Raw genomic sequence first — 23,973 nt, 5'->3', positions numbered from 1 at the left:
TTTCCTATTTAAATTTTGAATAAAAAAACATACATTACGCCGCGTTTATACTACCTTGCAGCTTAATTAACTTAAGAATCTATACTGTGGATTGAAGATGTATGCATTTTCATCGTCAGTTATTACATGTTGTCAGGGTTGTTTCTGACATTATAAGTTTATCCATATCATTTCTATGTTCCATTTATTTTATTTCCACTACTCAATCCCGTCCGTTACTTCTAAGCGATTATTTCCTTTTGTTCTCTCTGCTCGTTAGTTGGTTTTTTTCATCACGTATGACTGGATTATACAATGAATTTCGTTCACGTAACTTCAGTTTTGAATTGATCATTGTTATAAAAAATGTTTTGATTCAAGTCATTTCTATTGTTGTTATTATTTTTCTTATGAAGGAAATTACTTTATCACGCTCATTTGTACTCATCTATGCATTTGGTCTATTCTGCGGATTAACCATTGAACGGTTTATCATCCGCAGAGTTTTGAATCTGTTACGTCGGCGTGGACGAAATCTCAGGCAAATCCTTATCGTTGGGGCAGGTGAGGTTGGCAGAAATTTTTTTGATGCTGTAGTCTCCAATCCACACTTTGGTTATAAAGTCATCGGATTTTTAGATGACCAGTCGAAAAATTATCTGAACGGTCAATATTTAGGTACGATTGACGCATTGGATAAGATTCTTTCGACAAGTGTCGTTGATGATGTGATTGTTGCTTTACCAACGTATGCAACTGAAAGACTGGACTGGGTGATTAAAACGTGCGATAATTATCCGACGCGAGTGAGAATTATTCCAGATTACTTTCGCTTTATGTCTGAGAAATTTGAGATCAGCATGTTTGATCGATTTCCGGTCATTTCTGTTCGTACGATTAGACTGGATGAACTGCACTGGTATGTATTAAAAAGGGTTTTTGATGCCGCATTTTCGGTGATGTTATTTATATTAGTTTTTTTATGGCTGTGGCCTTTGATTGTGCTGATGATTAAATTCAGTTCACCTGGCCCCGTGTTTTTTAAACAAGAACGATGGGGACGTGGAAATAAGAAAATTATATGCTATAAATTCCGTTCTATGCGTGCTGATAGTAAGGATATTGATGATTGTGGCAAATACCAACAAGCTACCAAGGATGATCCACGTATAACTAAAATCGGAAGATTCCTTAGAAAAACGAATCTGGACGAGCTGCCGCAATTTTGGAACGTCCTCAAAGGCCAAATGTCTGTCGTTGGTCCTCGTCCGCATCCGACACCGCTTAATTTGGAATCGAAAGAAATTATTGACAACTACTTATTACGCCATCTCGTTAAGCCGGGAGTGACCGGATGGGCGCAAGTAAGCGGTTATCGAGGCGAAACCAAAGATCCGATCCTGATGCAAAAACGCGTTGAGCATGACATTTGGTATATAGAAAACTGGACATTCTGGCTCGATATCCAGATTATTTTGCTGACCGTCTGGCAAATGATTAAGATTGACACCAAAGGGTATTGAATCAATTAAGAATTGAAAATTGAATAAGGAGTTGGATGCGTTTTTATTTAGCATTAGTGGTTTTTTTAGTGTTTCGAATTTCTTCTGTTAGTGCCCAAAATCTTGATGATGAAAAAGTTAAATCATTCTTAAAACAACCTTCCGTAAATATTCCCCTCAACCATTTCGTTTATGAATGGATTGAACGCCTTGAAACCAAAGGGGTGATCCCCACTTCTATTGAGTGGCGCAACAAACCCTACACGCGCAATGCTGTTCTGAAATTGATTCTTACCTTAGATGAAAAATTAAAAATTCATACTGATTTGCTGACGCGAATAGAGTTTGATTTATTCATGAAATTAAAAGGCGAATTTTATTTCGAATTGAAACAGCTTGCTGCAGAAGTTCCGGAAGTCGAAGTCGAGAAACATTTGATTAATTTTGAAGATACGGCAGATGAGCCGAGTTATGTTATCGGTGATGCGCTCTTCAATCAATCTTTTGAACTGACACGCTATAACGGCCAAGAAGATTCTCTGAATGACAATGTCAGTTTTACCGGCGTACTAGGACGTGCACGGGGCATTGTTAAAAATTCCGTAGCTTTTTATTCGGAATTCACCAGTACATTAATTCAGGGATCGGACCGGAAATACAGTTTTGGCGAGCTTGAACAAAGCGGCGGGAATATTAATTTTAATCCGGCGTCTAAAAACGTTTATTCGCTCGAAGCCAATGCGTATGCCGTTATTCAACCGAGATGGATTCGTTTGCAATTTGGGAAGGACGGATTGAGCTTGGGACCGGCTAAACGCGGCAATTTGATTTTATCCGACAATGCGCCCCCGTTTGATAATCTCCGAATGGATGTGACATTTGAGAGAATTAAGTTTACCTATATTCACGGCTGGCTCCGTAGTGACCGGTTTGTTTTCAATGCAGCCGGTGACAGCAGCGAAAAGAAATACTTTGTGGCGCATCGGCTGGAATTTAAAGTTTTTCCATGGCTATTTATTGCCGGTAACGAAAGCGTGATTTATGGACAACGTGGAGTGCAGGTGGCTTACTTAAACCCTATAACGGTTTATCATATTACCGAACAATATCTTGGAGATAAGGATAATAATACAATTAGTTTTGATGTGACAGCTTTTCCATTTAAGAATTTTAAAATGTATGCGTCGCTTTATTTAGATGATTTTTCTACTTCTTTAAATCCCTTTACTTATTGGAAGCAGACTTGGGCATTTCAATTTGGCACGTATTGGGTCGAGCCGTTTCAATTACATGATCTGGACTTTCGTTTCGAATATTCCCGGATTGAGCCGTTTGTTTATGCGCACAAATGGGATCTCATTAACTACACTCATTTTGGGAAAGGCCTTGGTTCTTTTCTACAACCGAATTCAGACGATTATTTTTTTGAATTTCGGTACCGGCCGGCGCGCCGTTATAACATTGCTGTCAATTACGAGTTGACACGTCATGGGACGGGCGATATTTACCGGTTTGGTTATGAAGAGGGATTTGTTGATTTACCTCCAGGAAAACAAAAAAAGCATTTCTTACAAGGAATCAACGAACGAAAAAATGCCTTTGGGTTGAATATACAGGTCGAAACTTTTCACAATCACTACTTTTTTGCAATTGCCAATCATTCGCACACGGCTAATTACCAGAATACCAAAGGTCGGACATTAACCCAAAACCGCCTCGTAGTCGGTTATAAGCTTGATTATTAGCCTCAAAAAAAATATATTCTTCAGCATTTTTTTCCATCCAAACAAATCAGTTTTAGCATGTCGGTTATCAGAATTATTGGTGTTCCGCTTGATTTGGGCGCGGGCCGCCGTGGTACGGATATGGGACCATCGGCGCTTCGTATAGCTGGTCTGGCGGAGCGTCTAAATGAATTGGGTTATACCATCAAAGATAAAGGCGACATTGTTACTAAAGCGCCTGAGATTCTTAAAGTTGGTGATGAGAAACTTAAATACTTGAATGAAATTGTCAAAGGCGTAACTGCACTTTCTGAAATCGTTGAAAAGACCCTCGATGATCATGAGGTTCCACTGGTACTCGGCGGAGATCATTCAATCGCTATCGGTACGGTGGCAGGCGTGTCTTCTCATTTCCGTAAACGCCACAAGAAAATCGGAATTATCTGGGTAGACGCCCACGGGGATATGAATACGCCTGAAACGTCTCCCTCCGGAAATATTCACGGGATGCCTCTGGCCGTTTCGCTCGGCGTGGGGCATTCGAAATTAACCGCTGTCGGGGGCGATTTTGCCAAAGTTGATCCGGCCAATACGGTTCTTGTCGGGATCAGAACGTTGGATAAAGGCGAAATCGAAAATATCCGGAAAATGGGAGTCACGATTTTTACCATGCGGGATATTGACCAACAGGGAATCCACAGGATTATGGAAAAAGCTATCGACATTGCATCACGCCATACCGAAGGCGTACATGTCAGTTTCGATGCCGACAGTCTTGATCCTTCGCTCGCACCGGGCGTGGGTACTCCCGTCAACGGCGGACTGACCTACCGCGAAGCGCATTATGTCATGGAAACTTTATGTGAATCTAAAAAAGCGCTTTCACTGGAATACGTTGAAACCAATCCGATTCTCGATGTTCGTAACGCAACCGCCAAAGTCGGCGTCGAACTCATTGCTTCATTTTTCGGCAAAAGTATCATTTAGAAATCCGGAGCACCCCATGCGAATATTGACGATACCGGTTGTTGGGATATTTTTGATTCTGGCAACCTCCGTTCATGCTGTGGACGAATTCAAAGTTTATGGCGATAAAAGTGGTTATGACGAACAACTTTTGCGCAATTATCTATCGCTATCAGACAATCGTCAGGTGCTGGATCTTGCGGGCGAGTGGGCCATTACTTATGAAAACTTCCAGACTAAAATTCTTGTCCCGAGCAATTATGATTACGAGGGTAAAGTTGTTTACCGTCGTTCGTTTGTGCCTGGTCCTGAATTTGAAAATTTGCATTTCCGTCTTGTTTCATTCGGGATCAATTTTGCAGCCGAAATAAGAATCAACGGCGAATTTGTGGCGAATCATAACGGAGGCTATCTTCGCCGCGAGATTGACCTTAGCGACGGGCTTATTAAAGTCGGCGAAACGAATACGATTGAAATTACGGTCAATAGCGCACTCAACGCACATAACACTATTCCGAGACGATCCTCTCTCTTGCAGCCAAAAACTTACGGTGGGATTTTCCGTGAAATTTTCTTATTGGCTACGCCAAAACTGACCATTGACAAATGGTCCGTACGCTATGCTATTTCCAACGATCTACGAAAATGTGATTTTACAATCGGTCTGGATTTGCGTAATTACGACTTCGGATATCAACAGAAAGATACCAGTGCCGGCGCCAGTATTCTTGAAAAAACTTCAGACGTACGTTACGTGATTGAAATGTTTAATGAAGATGACCCGGAACCGGTTTATACCAATCGATATAAACGTTATCGTAACGTATGGGAAATTCCTAAAATCAAAGAGCTTAATCCCGATGGTCGAATCGTGTTAAATCGGTTTGCGAATCTGGAGGCTAAATTTACTCTGGAAAAACCGATTTTCTGGAATGCCGAAAGCCCCTATCGTTACCGCATAGTTTTTTCTTTGATTCAGGCCGATACATTAGTCGATCAGACTCAAACGTATGTCGGATTGAGTAAAGTCAGTGTGCAGGATAATGTCATTTTGATCAATTCTCAACCGCTTACCATACGGGGCGTCGAATATTATGAAGATTATCCCGATGAGGGTAATTCTTTATCCTTTGCCGTAATGGAATCGGATGTTTTGCGTATCAAAAAAATGGGCGCAAATGCCGTTTATTTCAAGCATCATCCTCCTCATCCGTATTTTCTTGAATTATGCAATCGATACGGACTGTTCCTTTTGTATGAAGCGCCGGCGTTTGGTTTTACTCCCAATGTACTGCGCGATAATGCATATGCAGAGGAATTGAAACCGTATTATCGTACGATGATCGAAAATGACAGACTCAATCCATGTATTCTTGCGTGGGGATTGGGCTCTGCACATGACCACAATTCAAAAGATATGAATGCTTACTTGAACCAGATGTCGCAACTCATCAAGAGCCTTGATGATCGCCCCACATTTTGCACGTCGATTTTCGGTATGCAAGACGTTTATATGGATCAGGTCGATATTATCAACCTTAGCCTGCGCAGTAATAATTTCCTGGAGGCTAATATTTTTGCAACCAAGAGCCTTTCCCGGTGGCCGAATCGTGCGGTCATTTGTACCTACGGCGTTCAAATTTTTCCGAACAATCAAAACGGCTATAGCGACCCGACTTCGACTAAATTTCAGGCAAAATATCTGATTGATATTTACAAAAAATTAAGCGAATGGAAAGTGGCGGGCGGGATTATTCGCTCTTACAATGATTTTGTAACTAATCGTACCTACGGATTTGCATATCTGTTATACGATCAGGACATTTATACATCCGGGATGGTAACCTATCAACGTAAAGAGCGCTTCGCTTACGACTTTGCCAAAGCATTGTACAGCAATGACAAGATCGAAAGTATCCCGATCGGATCGTTTGAAAACCCATTTCCGAAAACATTTCCGGTAGTAGGGCTATTATTAGTCTTGGTATTTGTGACATTTTATCGCCAGAGCGGCAAATTCAATAACAGTGTTTTTCGTTCAATTACCAAGGTGTTAACTTTTTATACAGACGTTCGCGAGAATCGGGTTATTGCTATTTGGCCCGCATTGATTGTAGCTTTTTTGAGCAGTTTGTCCATGGCGGCCATGATGTCGCTGATTTTTTTTGAATTGAGAAGAAATCAATTGTTCGATCAATTTGTAGCCAACGTATTGGTCGACAACGGTTTTAAAGCGTGGATCGACAGTATAGCATGGAGTCCTGAAATATTTATCACGTCATTCACAGGATTGTTTTTAATTTTCTTTATAGTAACTGGCTTATTGATCAAATTATTTACATTTGTATTCCGTGTTCAGGTTTATTTTCAACAAACATTTTTGGCCGGCTTATGGAGCAGTTCGCATTACCTTTTTCTAATGCCGTGTGTTATTTTATTTCAACGATTGATGCGTTTGGATTTTTTTATGACCACAGCCGTCGTTATATGTTTGATCATGGTAATGTGGCACATAGTGCGCATGTTCCGGATTTTAAAAATCATATACGATGTTTCATGGAATAAGATTTTGATCGTGTTTGGCGGGTTGCTGATTGCGGCCATCATGGTTATCAGTATCAGATACTCGCGCAATCACGATATGTTCAATCTTATGGACTATACTGAAAAAGTATACCAAAGCCGGAATTATTCATTCGAATAAGGAGCGACGTGCATTCGGAAGAAGTCTTAAACATATTCAGAAAGACCGGCGCGCTGCTTGAAGGACATTTTATTTTGACGTCCGGAGCGCATAGTCCTAATTATTTTCAATGCGCCAAAGTACTGCAATATCCCAATTATGCTCAGATTTTATGCGGCGAGATTGGGCTGCACTTTGCGGCGCACAAAATTCAGGCGGTTGTAGCGCCGGCCGTCGGCGGTATCATTGTAGGCCACGAAGTGGCCAGGACTTTGAATGCGCGGTGCATTTTTGCCGAAAGGGAAAACGGCGTCATGCAATTGCGGCGGGGATTTGAAATTCATCGTGACGACAATGTGCTCGTAGTCGAAGACGTTGTGACGACGGGCGGATCGGTGAAAGAAGTTGTCCAGCTTTGCCGCGATCGCGACGCGAATGTTATCGGCGTGGGCTACATTGTTGATCGAAGCAACGGAACTGTTGAGTTTGGCGTTCCTCAATTTTCATTGCTGGCCATGGACGTTAAAAAATACGACCCTTCTGATTGCCCATTATGTCGCGAGGGCAAGGTTCCTGCTATTAAGCCCGGAAGTCGTTCTCTCAAATCCTGAGTTAGTCTTAACTTTTTTATTTGAGGTCGCGCCGATTTATTCCTAACTTATTTTAGACATGTCTGAAACATTTAAAATATGCGTTCTGGCCAGCGGCAGCAAAGGGAATTGTGTCTATCTCAAAGCCGGCGAAACGGAATGCCTGATTGACGCGGGACTTTCGTGCAGGGAAATTGAAAAACGATTGAATACCATCGGGACAAACGCTGCAAAAATCCGTCATATTTTTATGACGCACGAACATGTCGATCATATTCAAGGACTTCCGGTGTTTACGAAAAAATATACCGTAGAAGTACATATGAATCAAAGCATGTATCTGCATGCCGGTTCGATGGTATCAAATAAAACCCGCGTTCATCTTTTTGACGATACATTTACCGTCGAACAAATGTTGATTGAACCTTTTTCCATTTCTCACGACGCTATCGATCCGGTCGGCTATTGTTTTCATTATCAAGGCAAAAAAGCAAGTGTGTTGACGGATTTCGGTTATGCGACGCAATTAGTCAAAGAAAAAATTAAACAAAGTCACGTATTGATTATAGAATCGAATCATGATGAACGCATGTTGATGGAAGGAAGTTATCCCTGGCCTTTGAAGCAGCGTATTGCGGGGCGATTGGGCCATTTGTCCAACCGACAGGCGGCGGCCCTGATTCAAGAATCGATCCATCCCGAATTGAAACACGTCATTCTGGCGCATTTGAGCGAAGAAAATAACCGTCCATCGGTTGCTATTGAAACTTTGTATCAACATTTGATGGCTAGTGCCGTAATGTTTTCACACGTGGATATCGGTTTGGCGCATCAGCATCGAGTTGGCGATATTGTTATTCTAAACTAATTGACTATGAAGAATTCCGAAGAACATAAAGATCCGTTGGTAGAACTAACCGAAGCCGAAGCCAAGTGGAGCAAAAGCGACAGCCAGTTCCTCAAAGATCTTTTGACGACATTTTATCGCCAATCGTTACCGTTTGACATTCAAGTCTATAAAGCTTTCAATGAACAGCCGCCCGACGTCCGGATGGCGATTCAGAACGATGGATTTTGGAGTAAAGTCGGTAAATACATCGAAGTGCTTGACTTCAGCGAAGTTGAACGGGAAAAATTTGCCCACGAATCGGAGCCGGAAAAGCTTGCCCTGTTTCTGTTATTCGAAAAAAACTCAATGGTGCTGGAAGCGGTTTTTAATAATCCGCGCTTGCCGACAAAAGTACTTTTTGATTACATCAATTTGATCAAAGAGCGCGACATCGACCGCGAAGACGATAAGATCCTCAAACAAGCGCAGTTGGTGATGAAAAAACGCAGCCGGCGTATTATCAAAGCGCGTGACATTCAGGCCATTACGCGGGAAGCGATAACGGAAGGTACGCTGATCACGCTCTTTACTTACCTGGCGGACGATGATTCACAAATCGTCGCTGCGGCCAATAATGCCGTGTCATCTGTCCCATCAGCGTTTTTGAAAAGAATATTCGACGATGATGAAGTGGTCGATAAGATTCGCGGACGTTTGCCACAAGCAACGGGGATCGATGTATTTAATATTTTACATGCCGCCGTTAAGATGGTCTTAAAAGCGCTTGAATCCAATCAGATGTTGGGTTCAGCTGAACGTACCGATCCGACCGGCGCCGGCATTGGCTTACGCAATAGTTTAAGGAATCGCAAATTACGCGAATTAGAACGTAGCGTTCAGGATCCTTCCGACTTTTTTAATCTCAGCGTACTCGCATTCATGCACCTCGAGCCGGATAAAGAAATCAGCGCCCGCGCCGGAGAAATTTTGCAATTAGACGATATTTTCGAATTGGTATCCGATGAATCCACGCCAAGACGCATTGTCGACAGCGTTCTGAAATTAATGGAAAAACATCCGGATGAAGAGATTCAGGGCCGCGTCAAAGAAGTCCGATTCAAAGAAGCTGAACGGTTGAATAAAAAAATGAAAGAGATTGAAATCAGCGTCAATGCTTATTTTGATGTGATTTTTCAATCGTTAGGCTATTCGCGGATTAACGATCAAAAAGATGCGATTCAGGTTTTGAAAACCGCTCTGAATTATCTGCAGCAATTCCGTGCCGAGAATACGAAAGTGGAGCCTGAAAGCGATCAGGCGGCGCAAGCGCACATTAATCGAGCCATTCAGCATTTTCAAGGCTCGATCAGTAGCCTGTATCTCGATACAAAAAAAGAAGTCTTCGAGGAACTCGATCAGATTCAAGGCATGATCAAACATATTCTGGATTTGAAGAATTTTAAATTTGACGACGAGGCGCATGAGTCGGACGAGCCGATCGATGAATCCGTTTTGAATAAAGCTGTGATGATCTGGCGTGCTGCGATGAGCCAATATCTCGGTCGTATCAAAGACCTTGAAGAGATGCTGCATTTGAAATGGGCCAAGCTTGTTCAGGAAGTTGAGCCGTCAAAAAAACAAGAAGCCCACGAAGATGAATTACACGAGGCGTTTAGTGAAATTGAAAAATCACATAAAGATGCGATTGAATGTAAATTGAAAATTCCATGCCGCGAATGCAAGCGCCGCGGATGTGCCTCGGAAAGATTTATGCTGCAGGTTGATTTTCTGCTCGACGAGATCAATGACAATTTCAGTAAGCTGAAACAAGCCAATCATCATGCCTGACCGCCTTTTACCGCGATCGTTCTATCACCGCCCCACGCTCGAAGTTGCTCCCGATTTATTAGGAAAGATTTTTGTTCGCCGCCATCGGGGAATAATAACGTCTGGACGAATCGTAGAAGTTGAAGCGTACACGAATACTAACGATCCGGCGTCCCATGCCTTTCGCGGCCGGACTAAACGTAATGCCATTATGTTTGGCGAACCGGGATATGCCTATGTGTACTTTATTTATGGCATGTACTACTGTGTGAATGTAGTCACGGAGCGTGACGGTGTTGCCGGAGCGTGCTTGATTCGTGCACTAGAACCGGTCAGTGGGGTTGATATAATGGAAAAGCGCCGGCGAGCGGAACACCATTATGATCTGAGCAACGGACCGGGCAAATTGTGTCTTGCGTTGCATATCGACCGTGAACTCAATGGCGCTGATTTGCTCGGAAACGATTTGCATATTGTTGATGATGGTTTTACAGGTTTCAAAATCCGGCGATCACCGCGCATTGGAATTCGGGTTGGTACGGATAAAAGATACCGTTTTTTTATTCATAATAATCCCTATGTATCGAAGAGCAAATTTAATATCACTTCAAGCCACGTCAACAAATAACGTATCGAATGATTCAGTCGATAGCTAATCTATGACCAATTTTGAAAAATTATTTCAGTCGCGATGGATTTCGATTTTCAGTATTGCACGTCATGCTGAAAAATTTGGACGACTGTATTGGAGACTTTTGCACGACAAGCGTGTGCCGGTCTATTTGAAGTTGTTGTTTTTTATGTCGATTTTTTATATTGTTTCGCCACTGGATTTCATACCCGAGTCAGTGTTCTTGTTTTTCGGCATTGTCGACGATATTGGTTTATTAATAGTAATACTTAAACTCTTTTTGCGGCTATGCCCGCAAGACGTAGTGCAGGAACATGCACAGGCGATTAACAGTTGATGTAACCGGAGGATGAATGAGCGACTCTAAAAAAACGGAAACCGAAATTCCCAAAGCCTACGATCCTAAAACTGTGGAAGACAAATGGTATGCGTATTGGATGAAGCATAAATTGTTTCGTTCACAAGTTAATACCCATAAAAAGCCATTTACTATCGTCATTCCGCCTCCGAATGTGACCGGTGCGTTACACATTGGACACGCCTATAATAACACCATCCAGGATATCTACATTCGTTTTAAACGCATGCAGGGTTACGAGGCTTTGTGGACACCCGGGACCGATCACGCGGGAATCACCACGCAAACAGTTGTTGAAAGACAATTGGCCAAAGAAGGCAAGGATCGGAAAAAAATTGGCCGTGAAGCTTTCGTCGCTGAGGTGTGGAAACATAAAATTACCTATCGCGACCGAATTATCGGGCAATTGCAAAAAATGGGTTGTTCATGCGATTGGGATCGCGAGTGGTTCACGATGGATGACCATCTTTCGCACGCGGTTCAGGAAGTTTTCATTCATTTCTATGAAAAAGGATGGATCTATAAAGGCAATTATATTGTCAACTGGTGCCCGTTTTCTCAATCGGCTATTTCCGATGAAGAAGTCGACTATAAAGAAATCAACGGGAAACTTTGGCATTTTAAATATCCGGTCAAAGATTCGGCTGAGTTTCTCACCGTTGCAACAACCCGGCCTGAGACCATGCTCGGCGATACCGGCGTGGCGGTGCATCCGGACGATGAGCGTTACATGCATCTGATAGGAAAAAAAATTATTTTGCCGATTGTTGGCCGTGAAATCCCGATTTTCGCAGACACGTATGTTGATAAAGATTTTGGAAGTGGCGCCGTCAAAGTTACTCCATCTCATGATCCGAATGATTTTCAAATGGGCAAACGCCATAGCTTGGAATTCATCAACATCATGAATCCCGATGCATCGCTGAATCACAATGTCCCGGCAGCATTTCAGGGTATGGAACGCTTTGCGGCGCGAAAAAAAGTTGTCGAAGAAATGGATCGCCTTGGTTTCTTAGCAAAAATAGAAGACCATGTCAACCGTGTCGGTTATTCGCAGCGCGGTAATGTCCCGATCGAGCCTTTAGTGTCTGAGCAATGGTTTTTGAAAATGGAAGTACTGGCTAAAGCTGCTCTCGATAAGGTTTTGAAAGGTGATATAAAATTTCATCCTGAAAAATGGGTTCGAACCTACGAACATTGGATGACGAACATTCGGGATTGGTGTATTTCACGCCAATTATGGTGGGGACACAGAATTCCGGCGTACTATGCAACGGATGGAAATAGTACGGTTGCTCATAATAAAGAAGAAGCCTACCAAAAATTAAAAACTAAAAATGAGACATTAAAAATTGAAGATATACGTCAGGACGAAGATGTGTTGGATACGTGGTTTTCTTCATGGCTGGTTCCTTTTTCTTCATTTGGTTGGCCGGATAAAACCGATGATTTAAAATATTATTATCCCACGAACCTTCTTGTTACCGGACCCGATATCATTTTCTTCTGGGTCGCGCGGATGATTATGGCCGGGTTGGAGTTCACCGGCGAGGCGCCGTTTCATCAAGTGTATTTTAATGGAATTGTTCGCGACGAACACGGCCGTAAAATGAGTAAATCGCTCGGCGACGGTATCGATCCGATCGACGTGATCGAGAAATATTCGGCCGATGCATTGCGGTTTACACTCGTCGATCTGAGTGCAGAAGGCCAGGATATTCATCTGGCCGAGCGGCAATTTGAACTTGGCCGAAATTTTTCCAATAAAGTCTGGAACGCTTTCCGGTTTTTGGCGATGCAAGCGCAAACACTATCCGATACGGAACCCGCTAAACCGGATATTTCACGTATTCACGAATTGGCCGATCAGTGGATCCTCAGCCGTTATCATAAAGCGGTGAACGGAATTACAGAAGGCCTTGAAAAATACAAACTTCATGACGCGATGAATTCCGTATATCAATTTTTCTGGTCGGATTTTTGCGATTGGTACCTTGAATTGATCAAAGACCGTTTGTATAACGGCGACGAAAATACAAAAAGACAAACGTTGTCGACGGCGTTGTATGTAATGGAAGGTATTGTCAAACTCATGCATCCGATAGTTCCTTTTCTAACCGAAGAAATCTGGCAACGTTTGAAACCCCGCAATGATGGCGAAAGTGTCATGTGTCAATCGTGGGAATATACCGATCAGGCATTTTACAATGACACAGCAGAAAAAGATATGGAAGTAGTCAAAAATTTGATCGTGTCCATTCGCAATATACGTTCCGAAATGAATGTTCCACCGGCTAAAAAAACCGACGCCATTATGATATCTTCCGATGCGGAAACGGTCAAGCTTTTGCAAAATCACGCCGGTTATTTTAAGAATTTAGCGCGTGTCGAAGCGTTGACCGTCGAAACCAAGCCGGTCAAACCTAAATTATGTGCGAGCGCTGTGGTATCCGGTGTGGAATTGTTCATTCCGCTCGAAGGAATTATTGATGTTGCTGTAGAGAAATCGCGGCTCCAAAAAGAGATAACTCGGCTTGAAGGACAAGTGCAAAGTATTATACAAAAACTCTCAAACAATGATTTTATCGCAAAAGCCCCTCCGCAAGTGATTGAAAAAGAAAATGCCAAACGCGATAACTTCAATCAATCCATTGAGAAATTGCAAGCTAACCTGAAGCAATTGAATGCATTGGGATAAAGTGTATGACCATAGCCGACAGGCTTAGTAAAAAAGAAATTATTTTATTGGATGGCGCCACAGGTTCTGAACTGGAATCTCGTGGCGTTTCTGTTACATTGCCATTGTGGTCGACAATTGCGCTGCTTACGAATGATGGCAAGAAGGTTTTAAACGATGTTCATTTTGAATACGCGATGGCCGGCGCGGATATCATTACGGCCAACACGTTTCGGACCAATTACAGAACTTTAAAAAAAGAAAATATGGAATCGCAGGCTCGGAGCTTGACTCGTGAAGCTGTGGAAATCGCCCAACGAGCCGTTGAACGGGCCGATGCAGAAGAACGTGTAAAGATCGCCGGATCAATTGCGCCGGTCGAAGATTGCTACCATCCCGAAAAAGTTCCGGCTGATCATGAACTGCGTGATGAACACCGCCGGCACATTGATTATTTGTATGAAGCTAAAGTTGATTGTCTTTTGATTGAAACGATGAATACGTTGCGCGAAGCGTTGATTGCAACAGAGTATGCGGTACAAACGGAACTGCCGGTACTGGTAAGTTTCATAACTCAAAGGGATGGAAAATTATTGAGCGGCGAAATGCTTGAAGAATCGATTCGAGCCGTCAGTTTTCATCGGCCAACCGCTATTCTATTGAATTGTTCTGACGTCGACACCATTCAAGAAAATTTAGAGGCGGTACAAAAAAATACCGATCTTCCTATCGGAGCTTATGCCAATATTCTTCACCCTCAAAAATCAGTTTCAAACTTATCGCCCGGTGCCTATGCTGAAAAAGTTCAGCAGTGGCTGGAAAAATTTAAATTAACTGTCATCGGTGGTTGTTGTGGAACTACACCGAAACACATAGAGCGATTGAATGCATCAATTCGCTGATAATGGCTATTGATTAAAAATCTTGCGAACTTGACTCAATTCATTGTATTTTAATTACCATTTTTTTGACCTGAGTAATGACCCATGAATAAACTATCTGACACACTTTCAGATCTGCAGCAAACATTAGACGATGAGTTCAAAGAATTATCCAAGAGATTGGGCGAGTTGAATAACGTTGTCGGAAGCAATAATTCTGCTCAAGCCGAAAAGTTGCTCAATGAGCTGTTTAAACTTTATATCGAAAAGCACAGGGCAATTAATATCCAAGTGTCGCGTTTGGCCGCTGATGTGAAAAAAATGGAGAACCAATTCAATCAGATTCAAACGGAGAAAGAGCAATTCAAGGCATTATACAATTCCGGTATGATGTTTTCTACGGAATCGGAATTGCAAGGCCTGATCGAATTCGCAATGGATCAGATTACCTACCATCTTCGGGCTGAACGAGGCTTTCTTATTTTAATTAACACGGACGGCGAACGTGAATATTTTGTAAGTAAAAACTTTGAAGGTCAGAACATCGATGATCCGGCGCAAGAAGTGAGTACGTCCGTTATTAAAAAAACCCAAGAACTCTTACAGCCTGTCAAAGTCGATGACGATCAGTTGACAGAAAGCCTCGCCGAAAAAGGAAGTTTTATGCGATTGGGTCTGCGTTCGGTGTTGTCCGTCCCAATCATTTACCGTCGATTATTGCTTGGCGTGATTTACCTCGATCGCAAAGAGGATGCGAAAGGGTTTTCTGAAAACGATCTGGCGTTTGTGATGGCGTTTTCTAAACAAATCGCTTACCGCGTGAATGAGCTAAAAGAAATCATCGCCAAAGAAGCAGAAATGGAAAAACGCGATCACAACCGGATGCAGGAATTACGCGACCGTTATAATTTTAAAGAAATTATCGGGAAAAGTGAAAAATTGGTGAAAGTGTTGGAAGTTGCCGCAAAAGTTGCTCCGTCTGAGGCAACGGTGATGATTCTTGGCGAAAGCGGTGTCGGAAAAGAATTGATTGCGCGCGCTATTCATTTTAACAGCGATCGGTTCGATAAAAAGTTTGTCGCGATTAATTGCGGCGCTATTCCGCCGGATCTATTAGAGTCCGAACTTTTTGGATATGAGCCCGGCGCGTTTACAGGCGCTGTTAAAAGTAAACCCGGTAAATTCGAACTCGCGCATCGCGGGACGTTGTTTCTGGATGAAGTAGCCGAATTGCCGATCAATTTGCAGGCGAAAATTTTGCGTGTCGTACAAACGAAAGAATTAGAAAGGCTCGGCAGTACTGAAATCAAAAAAATAGACATTCGTATTATTTCTGCGACGAATAAGAACCTTCAGCAATCGATCAAAGAAGGAAAATTCAGAGAAGATCTTTATTATCGTCTTAAAGTTGTTGAAATCGATATACCGCCTTTACGCGAGCGCAAAGAAGACATCAGTCTGCTGGTTCATTATTTTATTTCAAAACATTCCAGTGGCCAGGCGATGATGATTACCGACGAAGCGCTCGACGTACTTGAAAATTACCGGTGGGATGGTAATATTCGTGAATTGGAAAATGTTATTCAGCGCGCGATTGTCTTAGCCAACGGTACAACAATCCAGATCAACGATTTGCCGCTGGAAATTATTGCCAAAGTTGAAAGCGGTTATCGTATTCAACAGGACATGACATTGGATGCTGCAGAAACAGACTTTCGGAAATGGTACGTTATTCGCATTTTACGTAAAGTCAACAACAATAAAACCAAAGCCGCTGAATTGCTTGGGATTAATCGTACGCATTTTTTTCGTATGCTCAATCAACTCGGAATAACTGAATAGTGTCGCATATTCGCGACTTATTTATTGAGCCATTTGTCGTATTTCGCTCTCTATTGCTCTAGTAAAACCTCCCTGGACTCGGTCTTAAATTCATCAAAATTAAATAGTATTGAAAGCGGGTACGAAGATTGTATTGTTTATTGATACCTTTAACCACTTAACTCTGATTTTGTGGAATCTTGAGGCACGCACAAAGCTCGGGCATCAGTTGGCATCGTTTTTACCAGGTTACGGTGCTGCTTTTTACCCGAGCTTATATTTTAATCGCTTACCGGAGCCCACAGTGAATAAACGCATTCTTATTTTTCATTCTGATATTGATGAATTAGCCGCCATTCGACAAATTCTGGCCAAAGAAGGATGCGAGATTATTACGGCTTCCAATTGGAATACGGCCGCTAAATTGGTTTCCAACATTGAAATCGACTATGTTTTAATGGACGCCCAAAGTGATTCAATGAAGCAAGCTTTATTACAAACATTCAAACAAAACGATATTTAGCATTCACATTTTTGAGGAGGAGAGTTATGGTTTCTTCAAATCCAATAACCGTGTCCGGCCGTTTATTCTGGCTGGTTTTTTTATTTTTAATTCCATCGCTTCGGGCTGGTGATATTCCGGAAGTCAAACCGGTCTGGAGCCTGAAAACAAAAAATAAGTTGGAAAATTTTACCGAAGTGCTCGGCGGTAAAGCATTCTTCACGCGTGAAGATGATTATGTTACCGTGATCAACGCCGACGGTAAAATCCGGTGGGAAAAGAAACTCGAAGGATACAAAAGTAAATATTTCAGTGCCGTATACGATGATCAATTTATGTACGGAACAAAAAAAGGTATTGTGATCCTAAGCATGGAAGACGGGTCGGAGAAAGGTCTGATTACGGATGTAGAAGTATCCGAAGGATTCGAGACATTGCGTACCAAATACGGTCTGTTACAAATATTTGAGAAAACGACGGTCTTCTACGATCTGCAAGGTAAAAAATTATGGAAACGCGACGATCAAAATATGTCAGCCAAAAATTATATGGTTTTCGAGAACGGTAATTTTATCGCGTTTTATTCTAAATCGGTACACATGATCGATTATAAAACAGGACAATCTTTGTGGAATCGTAACGATCAAGGATTTACTCCCGATCTGTATCACCAATTAAAATCAGGAAATTTTATCGCCTTTTATTCAAAAGGTTTCGCGCTGATTGATTTCAATTCCGGTAATTCGCTGTATAGCACCAATGAAGAAACGGATGGTGATTTACGCTATACATGGGGATGGTCGGAAGCGGAAACCAGTCCTGTGGTTGTTTTTCTTAAAAAGCGCACGGTGCTGATCAGCGGTAAAGACGGTAAAGAATTGTGGAGCGCGGCGATGCGCGGAAGCGAAGAGCGCGGCGGCGTTAAAAAAACTGGTGATTGCATTGATTTCGTCGGTAATACAGCCGTTATCTACATGGAGAAACAAATTGCCGGCGTGAACGCACTGACGGGACAACTGCAATGGCAAGAGACGGTCAAAGATGAGGATGAAATTGCCGAAGCCGATTATTACGAAATTACCAACGATCAAAAACAATTAGTCAGCGGTTTGATCAGCATCAACGGTGCGTTGTTGACATTCGATCCGGCGAGTGGAAAGAAATTATGGCGCACGGCCGATGGAGCGTTTGTCGGACAAGTTTGTTGCGTCATCCGTCTGGACGGTGATGATCATATCGTCGTATCCGGAAAGCGCGCCTTCCTTATGACGAACAAAGATTTGGGCGTTCACATGTATCGTGTGAATATGTCGACCGGCAATATCGTTTGGCATAACCAATCGCGCGCGATTTGGTCGTCCGTTATCGGCAATTCGGCCAAAACTACCATCGAAGGAGTGGCTGCTGGCCCGTATTTTTCGAAAGAAGCCGGTCTCGTTGTCATGGTTACAAACATGGGATTATGCGTCTATCAGCTTAATGATGGAAAATTGCTAAAGGAAGGCAAGTGGGTTGCTGGAAAAATGGGTGAAATGAAAGGGGATTTTACTTTTGAAAACAACAAACTGATGTATCCTTACTCTATCGTTCCACCCGTCAATGCGACGGGCATTATTTCAGCTTATTCCGGTGCTTTCAGCGCCATGCGTAATACAACGTTTACGAATTTGAATCCCGATCCTGTCATCAGCAACGGCGTCATGTATCTTACTGGCGATGAGAAAGTATTTGCCATCGACATGAATTCCGGTAAAAAGTTGTGGGATTGTGATGTTAATGGCCCCGTAGCTAAATTGCCGTTCAGTCAGGGTATGGTTGTTAAAGATAACATGATTTATTGTCGTACAGGATTTTATTTGGATGAGAATATCCTTTATGGATCGCAGAGTCCTAAACCGGTAGTGTATGGCGATAAAGGCGATTTTGGTTTTGTGGCTGTTGATGCCAAATCAGGGAAAATTGCTTGGAAATATCAGGATTTCGAAGGTATGGATCCTGTTTATTTGGTAGATGTTATGACCGATAAAGCAATGGTGGAGAAAGCACAAAACGGCAATTGCAGATTGAATAAACTCAAGTTAGGAACGGTCAATGTGACTTACGAACGTCCAGGTTATACATTATTGGGCGGCGGTAATGGGCTTGCAGGTATTCAGCGTGACGCATCCGACCCTTGCAAATCTATCTGGAAAATCGAAGACAGTTTCGACAAAGCGTCATCGGCTTATGAGCTTGGTGCGGGAACCAACGCCGTAATGCTATTTTTTAAAGATGTACATAAAGCCTTGATTTGCTCCAATAAAAACTTTTATCTTATAGACGAAGCGACCCACCAAGTAGTCTGGAAAGCCAAAAAAGAAAGCGATGCCGTTCAGCCTGTCCTTGTCTCTCCCAAAAATGGGCTAGCGTTTGACGTAGACGGTAAAGAAATCTTTGCATACAAATTACTGAATTAGGAGGTTCGCTTGTGACGGTAATCACTGTCAAGTGAGTTAATTGAACGTATAATTTTGTTCTAGACCCATTACCGGTTTACCAATGTGATAAAACGGTATTAATCGCGTGAAATAACAATAACGCGGAACATTTTCATTATTAGAGTGGAGGAAGTATGAAATCCAAATTTTCATTATTTTTGGCATCACTCGTGGTGCTGGCATTATTTGCTTTTGTCGGATGCGGGGAAGACGAATCAGGGCCGACGAATTTTGACACGCAGGAAGAAGCTATAACCGCATGGAATGGCGCTGCCGAAAGCCAAATGGGGTTAGCTTATCAATTAGCGTTGACCATAGCTCAACAAGGTGTTTCGTTTACCGGTGATTTTGATGATATTGGTGGGATCTTTTTAAAGAGAACCAAAGGCTTCAGAAAATTTAATGCTTCAATGGCCAACGGATATCAAGGCAACGGTCTTTGGACATTTGATACTACCTTTACGGAAGAAGGCAGCGGCGATTTTGATTTTCATTACGAAATTGATTTCGACCATTTTGATGCAAATGGCTATCCTAATGACCAAACCAATGCATTTGATTATGGTTTAAATCTGGCATGGGATTTCAGCGAAGCGGGTGAAGGTACATTTATTTACAATTACGACGTTGATCTTAATGTGTCAGGAATTCAAGGTTTCAGCAATGCAACTGGGAATGCTGTGGTAAATGGTACGGCAGGGTTTGGCATCAACATCGAAACTACAAGCCAACCGGGACAACCTACATACGATTTCGAATATTCGTACGGTATCAAATTTATTTCATTAACCATAGCCCCTGGAGAAGACCCTTATCCCCTCGAAAGCGGATCCATTGAATTTACTTACAAGTACGGCGTTGATCCCAATATTCCAGGATTCGAAGAGACAAATGTCAAAGGTAAAATCACATTTGATGGCGACGATACAGCAATTCTCGAATTTGGCGGATTCACGTTCACACTGGATCTTGATACAGGCGACATCACACCGGCTTAATTAAAAACGTATGAAAATAACCGTCCCATCCGTTACATACAAACGGTGGGACGGTTTTTGTTTTAGAACTCTACCGGACACTTTAAAAAACACTAAAATGAAAACAACACATTCCTACCTCCGAATCGCTTTGACGTTAATCGGATTAGCGCTAATTTCATCAGTGGCTAATGCTCAAACCCGAATTGTCTATAATGATGATTTTACCGATAATGGCCATTCATGGTACGAAGGCGATACTGAAGATTATTATCTGAAAGTTGCTTACGGCAAATATATCTTTGAGAGCAAGAACTCCAAAACGTGGATGATGACGCGTTCCGTCGGTTTGAGCGAATATGAAGATTTTGTGATTGAAACGAATATGCTCAAAACCAGCGGTATGGACAACAATTGTCTAGGTCTTTTATGGGGATATAAAGATCCGAATAATTGTTACATGTTTGGTATCAGTGGGGATGGAAATTATTTATACGGCAAATGGGAGAATGGAACCTATTCAAGTCTTATTCAATGGACGGCATCATCGTATATCAATAAATATAACTCGCTCAATAAGCTGACGGTTGAAAAATCAGGTGACCAACTGAAACTGTATATCAATGATCATTTGGTTGAACAAACCAATTACGAATATCCTAAAGGCTCTGAAGTAGGATTTGCATTGAATACAAAAGCCAGAGTGGAGTTTGACAATCTTCTTGTCAAACAGCCTCCGACCGGGACACCCATTTTTGAAGAAACGTTTGCTGACAATTCACGTAACTGGGCCTTGGGAGATGATAAATCCCGTTCAATGAAAGTTGAAAGCGGAAAATATTATTTCGAACATAAACGTACTGTTAATACATGGCTCAGTTGGGTCCCGGCTTCGATCAATACTTATGAAGATTTCATTATCGAAACGTCGATGCGGAAAACCAAAGGTGTCGATGATTACGGTTATGGCGTGATGTGGGGATTGCAAGACGAAAATAATCTGTATTATTTTGGTGTGTCCGGAACCGGGTATTATCAATACGGAAAATTTCAAAATGGCACTTGGGTAAGTCAAATCAACTGGACGGCCTCTTCTTCTATCAAGAAAGGTGAAGCTAACTTATTATCGATTAAAAAAGAAGGTTCGCAATATACCTTTTATATTAACGGCGAATATGTCAATACGGCGCCTTTCGAGGAGTTTTTCGGTGATAAAATAGGTTTTCTTTTAAATGTGAATATGAAAGTTGAAATTGAGGATTTAATGGTCAGGAGCCTTACTGCATCGCAGACCTATGATGACAGTTATAGCAATGAACAGCATATCGATACTTACACCATGTGGGATGAAGCGGCTACGGCTTATACAGGCTTACGGTTTGAGGAAGCGCTGTCATTGTATCAGCAGGTTCTGAGTGCAGAAGAACAAAATAATAATATTGTTGGTAAAGCAGATGCGTTGGCCTATATCGGAATGTGTTTTCTAAATTTGTATCAAATCGAAAATGCAAAAGATAATTTCAATCAATCGATTCAAACCGGTTCAGCAAACTATCTACCTTATTATGGTATGGCCAGAATTTCCTTTGAAATGGAAGGTAATACGGCGGATGCAGAAAGCTTTTGCCGCCAAGGTCTGGAGATGACCCCTGGCAACGGGGAACTAATGAAAATGTTGTTTGCTATTTACCGGCAACGCGGGATGGAGCTTTACAACAATCAGGCGTATGGTGAAGCGGCTTATTACTTGGACCAGGCGATCAGCTATGATCAAACCGATCCGTTTACGTATATGTTTTTAGGTTTTTCTTATTATTATACTCAGGCATACGGACAATGCGTGCCCATGTTCGAAAAAGCTTTACAACTGGATCCCAGTATCGGTAATAATTACCCCAATATCTACGAAGCTCTGAATCATGCTAACAGCATGCGCTAATTAATAATGCGGGTTGTCATGAAGTTTTTTTCGTGACAACCTGATTTTTTGTTTTAAACCCATCTTTTCTGAAATTTTTCCAAAGCTAAAACATAGTCTTCGCGCGTATTCATGTTAAAAAAAACATCCGAATGTGTCGTGCTTTCGATTTCACTCGATTCGATTAAAACCGTTGGCGTCTGTGTATATAAATCTGAAATACGTAAATCGTTCGATGAAATGAGATTTTCAATCAGCGGTATACATTTTTTTGAATAAATTCCGCATAAAGATTCATAACCTTTTTCAGAATGTGGTACAACGATTTGCGTGTCGTCGCGAACATGCTTTATCATGATCCGGACAACTTCAGCATGAAAAAGCGGGAGATCGCACGCAAGAATAAAGTTATAATGATATTTTGAATGTACAAGGCCCGCGTGGATGCCGGTCAATGCCGACGGAACGGGTTGGATGTCGCTTACTTTATGATGAAATAAGAAGTATAATTTTTCAGGCTCATTGGTTACGCAGATAATTTCATCTGTAACTTTGCTCAGTTCATCACAAAGATATTCAATAAGCGTAAGATTAAAAAACGGGAGTAGATACTTATCCGTACCCATTCTTTCGGACTTTCCGCCCAATAGAATAATCCCGCCTAATCCGTTCACTTTGTTAAAACGGCCTTTTTGAATTTATCTTTTGATTTCAGGTCGATATTGAACTGAACAGTTGAAGTCTTGATGGTTAGAGTAGCTGCAGTTTCATCGAGGACTGCATTCTTGAAAACTTTAAGATAATGCGTATTATCGAGATAAAGATTCAGAACCCGGTTTTCATAGATGACGTAAAACCATTCCAATTGGCCGTCTTTTTCGCCTTGCGTTTCTTTAATATTGACTGCCGTTAAATCGGTTGGATTCTTAAAAAATAATTTAGTTTCGAGTGTTTTATTTTCTTCAAGAATATTTACCGTTACGGTTAATTCGTTGGGTTTGAGAAATTTTAACGACTCTATATTCAATTTCTGACTATGCTTCACAGCTGTGGTCTCTGAAGGAGTTGAAACGATAATCGGCTTTTCCTGCAAGTTTTGTTTTTCAGTACTTTTTTTAGACGCAATTTGTTGTTGACTGCCGGTTTTATTTTCGATTGGCTTCTCGACTTTTGGCTGTTCTGCTTTCTCTTCTTTTGGGATCGTTATTTCCTTTTTAAAATCTGCAGACGGCACCGGTTCAGGTTTTGTAGCTATACGGGAATATACGAACCAGGAAACGCCAATCAGGACGGCGATTGCAGCGGCAATTTTCATATAATTGTACAAAACCAATGTCTTCGGGCGGCGGCTTTCCGATTGTCCAACATTGGATTTCAGCCGTTCTTTCAGTTCGACGCGTCCAGTGTGACGTATGCCGGCGAGGATCATTTTTTGAAATTCCAATTCATCGGTCAATTCCGGAAAAGATTGGAGGAGTTTCTGAAGGCGGCCGACTTCATCAGCGGTCAAGCGATTAAGAAGATGGCGCTCGAGAACCTCATTTTCATCGAGCCATTGGCGTGTTGTGTGATCTACCATAATGTTCTTTATGCAAGCAAGGGTTTTTATTTGAATCGTTTTTTAACTAAAC

Annotated in this window: 18 protein-coding genes; 16 read left to right on the top strand and 2 right to left on the bottom strand. The window is 41.9% G+C overall.

What is annotated here, in order from left to right; all coding sequences use genetic code 11:
* The first annotated feature begins 101 nt into the window (after nucleotides 1-101).
* From K1X84_03295 to K1X84_03220, 16 genes are all read left to right on the top strand, one after another.
* Entirely contained in the window at nucleotides 102-1,502 is a 1,401-nt protein-coding gene (locus tag K1X84_03295) for an undecaprenyl-phosphate glucose phosphotransferase (protein ID MBX7150639.1), read from the top strand.
* Nucleotides 1,503-1,537: 35 nt separating this feature from the next.
* Complete coding sequence (locus K1X84_03290; protein ID MBX7150638.1) at nucleotides 1,538-3,226, top strand: capsule assembly Wzi family protein; 1,689 nt, start codon at nucleotides 1,538-1,540, stop codon at nucleotides 3,224-3,226.
* 57 nt (nucleotides 3,227-3,283) lie between these two features.
* Nucleotides 3,284-4,192, top strand: a complete 909-nt coding sequence (gene rocF, locus K1X84_03285; GenBank protein ID MBX7150637.1) for an arginase — start codon at nucleotides 3,284-3,286, stop codon at nucleotides 4,190-4,192.
* Nucleotides 4,193-4,208: 16 nt separating this feature from the next.
* Nucleotides 4,209-6,875 (top strand): hypothetical protein, encoded by a 2,667-nt coding sequence (locus K1X84_03280; protein MBX7150636.1) that lies wholly within the window; start codon nucleotides 4,209-4,211, stop codon nucleotides 6,873-6,875.
* An 8-nt stretch (nucleotides 6,876-6,883) separates the two neighbouring features.
* On the top strand, nucleotides 6,884-7,465 hold the full coding sequence (gene pyrE, locus K1X84_03275; protein MBX7150635.1) for an orotate phosphoribosyltransferase: 582 nt from the start codon (nucleotides 6,884-6,886) through the stop codon (nucleotides 7,463-7,465).
* 58 nt (nucleotides 7,466-7,523) lie between these two features.
* The gene (locus K1X84_03270; GenBank protein MBX7150634.1) at nucleotides 7,524-8,312 is read left to right on the top strand and encodes an MBL fold metallo-hydrolase; all 789 of its coding nucleotides are present in this window, start codon (nucleotides 7,524-7,526) and stop codon (nucleotides 8,310-8,312) included.
* A gap of 6 nt (nucleotides 8,313-8,318) precedes the next feature.
* Nucleotides 8,319-10,121, top strand: coding sequence for a hypothetical protein (locus K1X84_03265; GenBank protein MBX7150633.1), 1,803 nt, complete (start codon nucleotides 8,319-8,321; stop codon nucleotides 10,119-10,121).
* Nucleotides 10,114-10,728 (top strand): DNA-3-methyladenine glycosylase, encoded by a 615-nt coding sequence (locus tag K1X84_03260; GenBank protein ID MBX7150632.1) that lies wholly within the window; start codon nucleotides 10,114-10,116, stop codon nucleotides 10,726-10,728. The genes K1X84_03265 and K1X84_03260 overlap by 8 nt, the downstream gene beginning before the upstream one ends.
* Before the next feature lie 31 nt (nucleotides 10,729-10,759).
* Entirely contained in the window at nucleotides 10,760-11,068 is a 309-nt protein-coding gene (locus K1X84_03255) for a DUF1232 domain-containing protein (protein MBX7150631.1), read from the top strand.
* Between the two features lie 16 nt (nucleotides 11,069-11,084).
* Entirely contained in the window at nucleotides 11,085-13,787 is a 2,703-nt protein-coding gene (locus tag K1X84_03250; protein ID MBX7150630.1) for a valine--tRNA ligase, read from the top strand.
* Between the two features lie 5 nt (nucleotides 13,788-13,792).
* The gene (locus tag K1X84_03245) at nucleotides 13,793-14,668 is read left to right on the top strand and encodes a homocysteine S-methyltransferase family protein (protein ID MBX7150629.1); all 876 of its coding nucleotides are present in this window, start codon (nucleotides 13,793-13,795) and stop codon (nucleotides 14,666-14,668) included.
* An 84-nt stretch (nucleotides 14,669-14,752) separates the two neighbouring features.
* Nucleotides 14,753-16,489: a sigma-54-dependent Fis family transcriptional regulator gene (locus K1X84_03240; protein ID MBX7150628.1), complete on the top strand. Its 1,737-nt coding sequence runs from the start codon at nucleotides 14,753-14,755 to the stop codon at nucleotides 16,487-16,489.
* A 283-nt stretch (nucleotides 16,490-16,772) separates the two neighbouring features.
* Nucleotides 16,773-16,991, top strand: a complete 219-nt coding sequence (locus tag K1X84_03235; protein ID MBX7150627.1) for a hypothetical protein — start codon at nucleotides 16,773-16,775, stop codon at nucleotides 16,989-16,991.
* Between the two features lie 26 nt (nucleotides 16,992-17,017).
* Nucleotides 17,018-19,426 (top strand): PQQ-binding-like beta-propeller repeat protein, encoded by a 2,409-nt coding sequence (locus K1X84_03230; GenBank protein MBX7150626.1) that lies wholly within the window; start codon nucleotides 17,018-17,020, stop codon nucleotides 19,424-19,426.
* Between the two features lie 155 nt (nucleotides 19,427-19,581).
* On the top strand, nucleotides 19,582-20,445 hold the full coding sequence (locus K1X84_03225; GenBank protein MBX7150625.1) for a hypothetical protein: 864 nt from the start codon (nucleotides 19,582-19,584) through the stop codon (nucleotides 20,443-20,445).
* 97 nt (nucleotides 20,446-20,542) lie between these two features.
* Nucleotides 20,543-22,363: a tetratricopeptide repeat protein gene (locus K1X84_03220; protein ID MBX7150624.1), complete on the top strand. Its 1,821-nt coding sequence runs from the start codon at nucleotides 20,543-20,545 to the stop codon at nucleotides 22,361-22,363.
* Between the two features lie 53 nt (nucleotides 22,364-22,416).
* Here K1X84_03220 and K1X84_03215 read toward each other — a convergent pair whose 3' ends face one another.
* Together K1X84_03215 and K1X84_03210 are read right to left on the bottom strand one after the other, a co-directional pair.
* On the bottom strand, nucleotides 22,417-23,016 hold the full coding sequence (locus K1X84_03215) for a molybdenum cofactor guanylyltransferase (protein MBX7150623.1): 600 nt from the start codon (nucleotides 23,014-23,016) through the stop codon (nucleotides 22,417-22,419).
* Entirely contained in the window at nucleotides 23,013-23,921 is a 909-nt protein-coding gene (locus K1X84_03210; GenBank protein MBX7150622.1) for a hypothetical protein, read from the bottom strand. The genes K1X84_03215 and K1X84_03210 overlap by 4 nt, the downstream gene beginning before the upstream one ends.
* Between the last annotated feature and the right edge of the window lie 52 nt (nucleotides 23,922-23,973).

This window comes from bacterium (genome assembly GCA_019695335.1).
GTDB lineage: Bacteria > CLD3 > CLD3 > SB21 > SB21 > JABWBZ01.
The sequence above is the reverse complement of the archived record's forward strand: the minus strand, read 5'-3'. Positions and strand labels throughout refer to the sequence as shown.

Excerpts from the sequence above, each read along its gene's own strand:
- K1X84_03295 (MBX7150639.1), top strand. The coding sequence starts at position 102 with ATGCATTTTCATCGTCAGTTATTACATGTTGTCAGGGTTGTTTCTGAC.
- K1X84_03290 (MBX7150638.1), top strand. The coding sequence starts at position 1,538 with ATGCGTTTTTATTTAGCATTAGTGGTTTTTTTAGTGTTTCGAATTTCT.
- rocF (MBX7150637.1), top strand. The coding sequence starts at position 3,284 with ATGTCGGTTATCAGAATTATTGGTGTTCCGCTTGATTTGGGCGCGGGC.
- K1X84_03280 (MBX7150636.1), top strand. The coding sequence starts at position 4,209 with ATGCGAATATTGACGATACCGGTTGTTGGGATATTTTTGATTCTGGCA.
- K1X84_03270 (MBX7150634.1), top strand. The coding sequence starts at position 7,524 with ATGTCTGAAACATTTAAAATATGCGTTCTGGCCAGCGGCAGCAAAGGG.
- K1X84_03265 (MBX7150633.1), top strand. The coding sequence starts at position 8,319 with ATGAAGAATTCCGAAGAACATAAAGATCCGTTGGTAGAACTAACCGAA.
- K1X84_03260 (MBX7150632.1), top strand. The coding sequence starts at position 10,114 with ATGCCTGACCGCCTTTTACCGCGATCGTTCTATCACCGCCCCACGCTC.
- K1X84_03255 (MBX7150631.1), top strand. The coding sequence starts at position 10,760 with ATGACCAATTTTGAAAAATTATTTCAGTCGCGATGGATTTCGATTTTC.
- K1X84_03250 (MBX7150630.1), top strand. The coding sequence starts at position 11,085 with ATGAGCGACTCTAAAAAAACGGAAACCGAAATTCCCAAAGCCTACGAT.
- K1X84_03245 (MBX7150629.1), top strand. The coding sequence starts at position 13,793 with ATGACCATAGCCGACAGGCTTAGTAAAAAAGAAATTATTTTATTGGAT.
- K1X84_03240 (MBX7150628.1), top strand. The coding sequence starts at position 14,753 with ATGAATAAACTATCTGACACACTTTCAGATCTGCAGCAAACATTAGAC.
- K1X84_03230 (MBX7150626.1), top strand. The coding sequence starts at position 17,018 with ATGGTTTCTTCAAATCCAATAACCGTGTCCGGCCGTTTATTCTGGCTG.
- K1X84_03225 (MBX7150625.1), top strand. The coding sequence starts at position 19,582 with ATGAAATCCAAATTTTCATTATTTTTGGCATCACTCGTGGTGCTGGCA.
- K1X84_03220 (MBX7150624.1), top strand. The coding sequence starts at position 20,543 with ATGAAAACAACACATTCCTACCTCCGAATCGCTTTGACGTTAATCGGA.
- K1X84_03210 (MBX7150622.1), bottom strand. The coding sequence starts at position 23,921 with ATGGTAGATCACACAACACGCCAATGGCTCGATGAAAATGAGGTTCTC.